Genomic DNA, 6181 nt, shown 5'->3' on the forward strand with positions numbered 1-6181 from the left:
GCAAATTTGCTTTCATAAATTGACTAAAGTGGTCAACCTATTTCAGGGACGTACAATTGACGATTATTGTTCAAGTTGTAATTTAGATATATATGGCTTTTATCAAAGCGAAACCAAACCAAATAACGCATTGAGGTTAATTAATGAGAAGATTAGTGTATTACAGAAGTATTTAACTTAAAAATTCGTATGTCAATTTATAAAAAGACTAATAACCTCAGTGAAGTTGTGCGCAACGAACTTTTATATTCTATACTTTTTAATAATAGAAAGCGGTTGTTTCCAAAATTTCAAGTTTGTTTAGATACCATAGATGATTCTCAAAAAGCTATTGATCATTACTTCGAAATACCTACTGATTTTTTTAGTAATCGCGCTACACTTTTTGTTTATGGTTTACTCCAGGCTTTATATGTTCAACAAGATGCTTTGTTCGAAATTTATAAATGTGTTTTTACCAGTAAAGACATTTCTAAAAATACATTTTTCGAACAGTTTTCACTTAACAAGCAAATCCGCGAAACAAGAAATGATATCGTTGGACATCCTACTAATCGAGATAAAGAATCATTCTTTTTTTTGAAAAGATACTCATTACCTAAGAACAAAATTGAATACTATGCCGATAGAGTTGACGATTTAGAGTTAAAATCGTTTGATTTGGAGCATTTCATAAAAAACCAACGGAAGTTCGCTGATAATGTATTAAATGCAGTTAAAATCGAGTTGAAAGAAATTATTACCAAGCATAAAAGCAATTTTAAACAAACGAAAATGAATGACTTTTTGCACGGATCAAACAGACAACTTGATTTAATTGATCGAGGCATCAGCGATCAAGCTAGATCATTTCAAGCAAAAGCAGGTATAGAAGGAATGTTCGAAATGTGCGACAATATCAAAATAGAAATTCTCAAACGCTACAATGATACTATGCCTTACGATTCGAAGGCAATCCTAACAAAAATGGATTTGATTTTGAGAAAGTTACAACAAATGAATGAAAGTGAAGAATTACTCTTTAACCAAGACGCAGAGATTGCATACGCTGCACTTGAAGCGAAAATTGCTGCTTTGAATCAATTGTTAAAAAAAATAGATAAAGAATTTGAACTTTAAAATTTCAATTTGGCGGCTTTATGATGTTAAGCACAAAAACGCGCTTTTCCGTGTCGAGAACAAAACCTACGGCGTTTGCAAAGTAACGGGCAAGCTCATTAGCAAAGAACGTTTGAAAATAGTACCGCACGCTACGATGAGTATCGAAGCAAAAAATATGCAGCGATAGTTGAACTGTTTTTGATTAAAAAAATTATAAAATCCGTTTCGTAACATGAAGCGGATTTTTTTTGCTTTACGGAAAGGGCTTTTGCGCACGATCTTCCCGCGTGAAGGACTGTAGCGAAAAGCGTTTGCAGTGGATTGGGACAAGCGGCGCGGTTGCGCGGGCGACCAGCGGAAGCCCGAGCCGCCGCAGCCGCTTGCCCAATGCACAAAAACCTTGTAGCGAAAGGCCTGACCGGCGGCTTTTTGCGGCAGCGCCATCGGCCGAACGGAAAAAGCTGCGGGGCACGCCCAAAAAATAAAAAAGAGCACCAAAACAGTTTGATTTTTACGTACTTTTGCACTCCAATTTTTAATAGCAAATTTACTCAGTATGGAGATTACACGCATACCGCAAGAAGCTTTAACGGAAACGATAAAAATTGATGTGCAAGCATCTGAATATAGTGGGCAAGTAAAGAAACGCCTCAACGAAACTGCCGCAGTTGCCGCTATTAAAGGTTTTAGAAAAGGAAAAGTGCCGCGCGCCATAATCGAAAAGATGTACGGCAAATCGATAAAAGTAGAAGAAGTGGTGAAATTGGTTGACCAAGAATTGAATCGCTTTTTGCAAAAAGAACAAATTAATATGTTGGGTAACCCGATTATGCGTAACCCAAGCAGCATTAACTGGGACAGCGAAGATCTTACGTTTGAATACGAAATTGGTTTAGCTCCTGAATTTACGGTAGATTTCTCAGGAACATCGAACCTTACGAAATACACCATTAAACTCGACGATGCGTTTTTAAACGAGCAAGTTGCCCGCATTCGCAAGCAGTTTGGCGAGCGTACTCCTGCAGAAACCGTAGCCAACGACAGCGAATTGCGCGTAACGTTTAGCAATGAAGAGGCCGGAATTTCGAACCAAACAAACATTAGTTTAGATGCTTTTGCAAACGCCGAAGTTGTAGCTTCTTTTATAGGCAAGAAAGTAGGCGATGTTGTTGCAGTTCCGACAAAAGGTTTGTTTGACGACGACCACAAATTGATGGATTTCTTGAAAGTGAGCCACGATCAGGTACACGGATTAGATGTGGTGGTTGACGCGACTATTGAGTCGATTAGCGCCATTACCGACGCCACTTTAGATCAAGAATTTTTTGATCGTTTGTTTGGTGCCGATCAAGTACACGACGTGGAGGAAATGAAGGTGAAGATTAAAGAAGATGCCGCGCAGCAATACGCCCGTCAGACAGAATCGCAGTACGTAAACGACGTGACCAAATATTTGATCGAAAACACGAAATTTGATTTACCAGAAGCATTTTTAATTAAGTGGTTGGCACAATCGAACGATCGTAATTTGTCGTTAGAAGAAGCTGCCGAAGAATACAAGCGCAGTGAAAACGGATTGCGTTACCAGTTGATTGAAGGAAAAATGCTTTCGCAGAATAACATTCAGGTAACGTTTGACGATGTAAAAGATTTTGCGTCGGCGATTATCCGTCAGCAAATGGCACAATTTGGCAATGCAAACCCAACAGATGAAGAGGTTAACGGTATTGTGATGCGTATTTTAAGCAACCAAGACGAAGTGCGTCGCGTTTCGGAACAAGTTGTAGCGCAGAAGATTAGTGCTTTGTTTGCTGAAAAAACTACGCCAAAGCAACAGGAGATTTCGTACGAAGATTTCATTAAAGTGATGTACGGCGAAAACTAATTTTGAAGCAGTAAAACAATAAAGATAAAGTCCCGGTTTGCAGAAATCGGGATTTTTTGTTGGGTAAGTGCAGTAAATAATTACTAAACTTTTGCCAAATCTGCGACCATTTGTCAGTTTCTGCATCTATGTACTGACATTATCTTAAATTTGGGTGCCATTAGAGTTTAGGTATAATATTGGCTATCATCAAAAATCAAAGATTACTCATTATGAATTACGGAAAAGACCCAAAGGCAATGCTTGAACAAGCGAAGCATTTTAGAAAATATGCCACAAAGCATCATGGTGTGAATGCGTTGTATTTCGACAAGATAACCGCAGCGATGACGCCAACCAACATGACGCCTTATATTATTGAAGAGCGACAGTTAAACGTATCGCAACTCGACGTGTTTTCGCGTTTAATGATGGACCGCATCATCTTTTTAGGAACGGGCATCGACGATCAAATTGCGAATATCGTACAAGCGCAGTTGTTGTTTTTAGAAAGTGCCGATGCTTCGAAAGATATTCAGATTTACATTAACTCGCCAGGAGGCAGTGTGTATGCTGGTTTAGGAATTTACGATACCATGCAATACATTAAACCAGACGTAGCTACAATTTGTACCGGTATGGCGGCGTCGATGGGTGCAGTTTTGCTTTGCGCTGGTGCCGATGGAAAACGTTCGGCTTTACCGCATTCGCGCGTGATGATTCACCAACCTTCGGGAGGCGCACAAGGTGTGGCAACAGATATGGAAATTAACTTGCGAGAAATGCTCAAGTTGAAAGAAGAGTTGTACAATATTATTGCACATCACTCGAAGCAACCGTACGAGCGTGTTTACAAAGACAGCGAGCGCGATTACTGGATGAAAGCCGATGAAGCCAAAGAATACGGCATGATCGACGAGGTATTGCGCCGCAATTAATAATTATTGGAGCCACGGCTCCCAAAAAGGAATTTATGCCAAAAGAAGTATTAGAATGTTCGTTTTGTGGACGGAAAAAGCCTGAAACCAATTTATTGATTGCAGGAATCTCCGGGCATATTTGCGATCGATGTATAGAGCAGGCGCATGGCATTGTTGTGGAAGAACTGCGCATGAACAATGGCTTACAGTCGTTGCAAGGTTTGCAGTTGCGAAAACCAAAGGAAATAAGAGCCTATTTAGACGAGTACGTTATTGGACAAGAACAAACCAAGAAAGTACTTTCGGTAGCGGTATATAATCACTACAAACGCTTGATGCAAGGAAAAGACGACGATGATATTGAGATTGAAAAGTCGAATATTATCATGGTTGGGCAAACCGGTACCGGTAAAACTTTGGTTGCAAAAACCATTGCCAAATTGTTAGATGTGCCTTTGGCTATTGTTGACGCTACTGTTTTAACGGAAGCAGGCTACGTGGGCGAAGACGTGGAGAGTATCTTAACTCGATTGTTGCAGGCAGCCGATTACGACGTGGCTAAAGCCGAACGCGGAATTGTTTTTATAGATGAAATCGATAAGATTGCACGCAAGAGCGATACCCCGTCGATTACCCGCGATGTGTCTGGCGAAGGCGTGCAGCAAGCTTTGTTGAAGTTGTTGGAAGGAACCGTGGTGAACGTGCCGCCTAAAGGAGGACGTAAGCATCCGGACCAAAAATTTGTGGAAGTAAACACACAAAATATCTTGTTTATAGCTGGTGGTGCGTTCGACGGTATTGAACGCATAATTAGCAAACGTTTGAACCGCCAAGCGATTGGTTACAGCAATACTGCCGACAAATCGACTATTGATAAAGAGAATCTGTTACAATACGTTATTCCGAAAGACGTAAAAGATTTTGGTTTGATTCCGGAAATTATTGGTCGTTTACCTGTGTTAACGCATATGGATCCGTTAGATCGAGCCACGTTGCGAGCTATTTTAACGCAACCTAAAAATGCCTTGATCAAGCAATATACCAAGCTTTTTGCGATGGATGAGGTAAGTTTTAGCATCAGCGATGACGCCTTAGATTTTATTGTTGATAAGGCATTGGATTACAAATTGGGTGCCCGTGGATTGCGCAGTTTGTGTGAAGCGATTTTAACAGATGCGATGTACGATTTACCGTCGTCGTCGGAAAATGTGTTGGAAGTTGATTTAGACTACGCGCGTGAGTCGCTGAGCAAGAATTTGCTGAAGCGTTTAGAAATTGCTTCGTAGCGAATACTGTAGGTGTGAAATAGAAAAAAGCCGACGTAAGTCGGCTTTCCCAATCAACCACGACTCCAAAAAAGGAGTTGTTTTATCAAACGCTTTTCAAGATTGAGGAGCGTTTTTTCTTTTTTTAATGAATTCGGCAATCATTTTTTTACGTGTACCGACGATGAGTTCCATAGCACGTTTTGCTTCAATATCGCCACGTAGAAAGCGCATTTTAGCCGCTTCGGTATTAATCCGAAGCATTTCCCCGAGGATCGCATAGTCTCCATAGCGCATCAACTTTTTAATTTGTTCGAATGTCATAACATCGGAAAAATCTACTAACTTTATACGTCGTCATTACAAATATAAACAAATATCTAAATATTCGAACAACGTTCTAAAATATTTAATTTTTAGATGAAGGAAAAGCCTATACAGCGTATAAAGAAGATCATTGAAGCCTACCGTTTATCGGTTAGTGCGTTTGAGAAGCGTTGTAATATGAGTAACAACTCGATTCAGGTTGCTATTAAGCGCAATGCGAATGTAAAAGATGAGACGTTGATTAATATTTTGGAGGCATTTCCAGACATTTCGCCTTCATGGCTACTCACGGGCAATGGTGCTATGTACAAATCGGACACCTCGGTTGTTGCGGAAGATCCGATTACTTTTCACGGTGTGGATCCGCAATACGTGATTCAAATTCAAAAAGATTATATCGATAAGTTGAAGGAAGAGATTCGGGAGTTGAAGAAGTGAAATGGGAAGTAATCTACTAAACTACCTCAATTTTAGACGTCATTTTTTTTACGGTTTTCTGGGCGAGGGATTGCAGCCGGTACCCCACAGTTGCCAAATGTAAATTTGGCAACGAGGAGTAAAGGCGAAAAGCCCGACCTGCCCGTTTCATAGATTTCCACTACACGCGGGCAGGGCGCCCCCAAAAGAAAAAAAAGATTCGAGTCCTTGCACACCTAAAAACAGCGGTCTTTTCTCTAAATTTGCAGCCAAATTTTTAAGCATGT

At 40.3% G+C, this 6181-nt stretch carries 6 protein-coding genes and 1 pseudogene; 6 read left to right on the forward strand and 1 reads right to left on the reverse strand.

Going from position 1 to position 6181, the window contains the following annotated elements:
• Window positions 1–189: 189 nt before the first annotated feature.
• From ACOVQQ_RS08465 to clpX, 5 genes and pseudogenes are all read left to right on the forward strand, one after another.
• On the forward strand, window positions 190–1119 hold the full coding sequence (locus tag ACOVQQ_RS08465; protein ID WP_421817814.1) for a hypothetical protein: 930 nt from the start codon (window positions 190–192) through the stop codon (window positions 1117–1119).
• Window positions 1120–1153: 34 nt separating this feature from the next.
• Window positions 1154–1288: pseudogene (locus ACOVQQ_RS08470) on the forward strand (TraR/DksA family transcriptional regulator); the annotation flags it as partial.
• A 369-nt stretch (window positions 1289–1657) separates the two neighbouring features.
• The gene (gene tig / locus ACOVQQ_RS08475; RefSeq protein ID WP_421817815.1) at window positions 1658–2986 is read left to right on the forward strand and encodes a trigger factor; all 1329 of its coding nucleotides are present in this window, start codon (window positions 1658–1660) and stop codon (window positions 2984–2986) included.
• Window positions 2987–3198: 212 nt separating this feature from the next.
• The gene (clpP, locus tag ACOVQQ_RS08480; RefSeq protein ID WP_094486704.1) at window positions 3199–3903 is read left to right on the forward strand and encodes an ATP-dependent Clp endopeptidase proteolytic subunit ClpP; all 705 of its coding nucleotides are present in this window, start codon (window positions 3199–3201) and stop codon (window positions 3901–3903) included.
• A 35-nt stretch (window positions 3904–3938) separates the two neighbouring features.
• A complete protein-coding gene (gene clpX, locus ACOVQQ_RS08485; protein ID WP_421817816.1) occupies window positions 3939–5171 on the forward strand; it encodes an ATP-dependent Clp protease ATP-binding subunit ClpX in 1233 nt (410 codons plus the stop codon).
• A gap of 96 nt (window positions 5172–5267) precedes the next feature.
• Here clpX and ACOVQQ_RS08490 read toward each other — a convergent pair whose 3' ends face one another.
• On the reverse strand, window positions 5268–5474 hold the full coding sequence (locus tag ACOVQQ_RS08490; RefSeq protein ID WP_421817817.1) for a hypothetical protein: 207 nt from the start codon (window positions 5472–5474) through the stop codon (window positions 5268–5270).
• A 96-nt stretch (window positions 5475–5570) separates the two neighbouring features.
• Between ACOVQQ_RS08490 and ACOVQQ_RS08495 the strand changes: the two genes are divergently transcribed.
• The gene (locus ACOVQQ_RS08495; protein WP_421817818.1) at window positions 5571–5915 is read left to right on the forward strand and encodes a hypothetical protein; all 345 of its coding nucleotides are present in this window, start codon (window positions 5571–5573) and stop codon (window positions 5913–5915) included.
• Window positions 5916–6181: the final 266 nt, after the last annotated feature.

The sequence above is a fragment of the Flavobacterium sp. genome, assembly GCF_049240005.1.
GTDB lineage: Bacteria > Bacteroidota > Bacteroidia > Flavobacteriales > Flavobacteriaceae > Flavobacterium.

What these genes read in the sequence shown, in the direction of transcription:
- ACOVQQ_RS08490 (WP_421817817.1), bottom strand. Translation starts at nt 5,474, where the DNA reads ATGACATTCGAACAAATTAAAAAGTTGATGCGCTATGGAGACTATGCG.
- tig (WP_421817815.1), top strand. Translation starts at nt 1,658, where the DNA reads ATGGAGATTACACGCATACCGCAAGAAGCTTTAACGGAAACGATAAAA.
- ACOVQQ_RS08465 (WP_421817814.1), top strand. Translation starts at nt 190, where the DNA reads ATGTCAATTTATAAAAAGACTAATAACCTCAGTGAAGTTGTGCGCAAC.
- clpP (WP_094486704.1), top strand. Translation starts at nt 3,199, where the DNA reads ATGAATTACGGAAAAGACCCAAAGGCAATGCTTGAACAAGCGAAGCAT.
- clpX (WP_421817816.1), top strand. Translation starts at nt 3,939, where the DNA reads ATGCCAAAAGAAGTATTAGAATGTTCGTTTTGTGGACGGAAAAAGCCT.
- ACOVQQ_RS08495 (WP_421817818.1), top strand. Translation starts at nt 5,571, where the DNA reads ATGAAGGAAAAGCCTATACAGCGTATAAAGAAGATCATTGAAGCCTAC.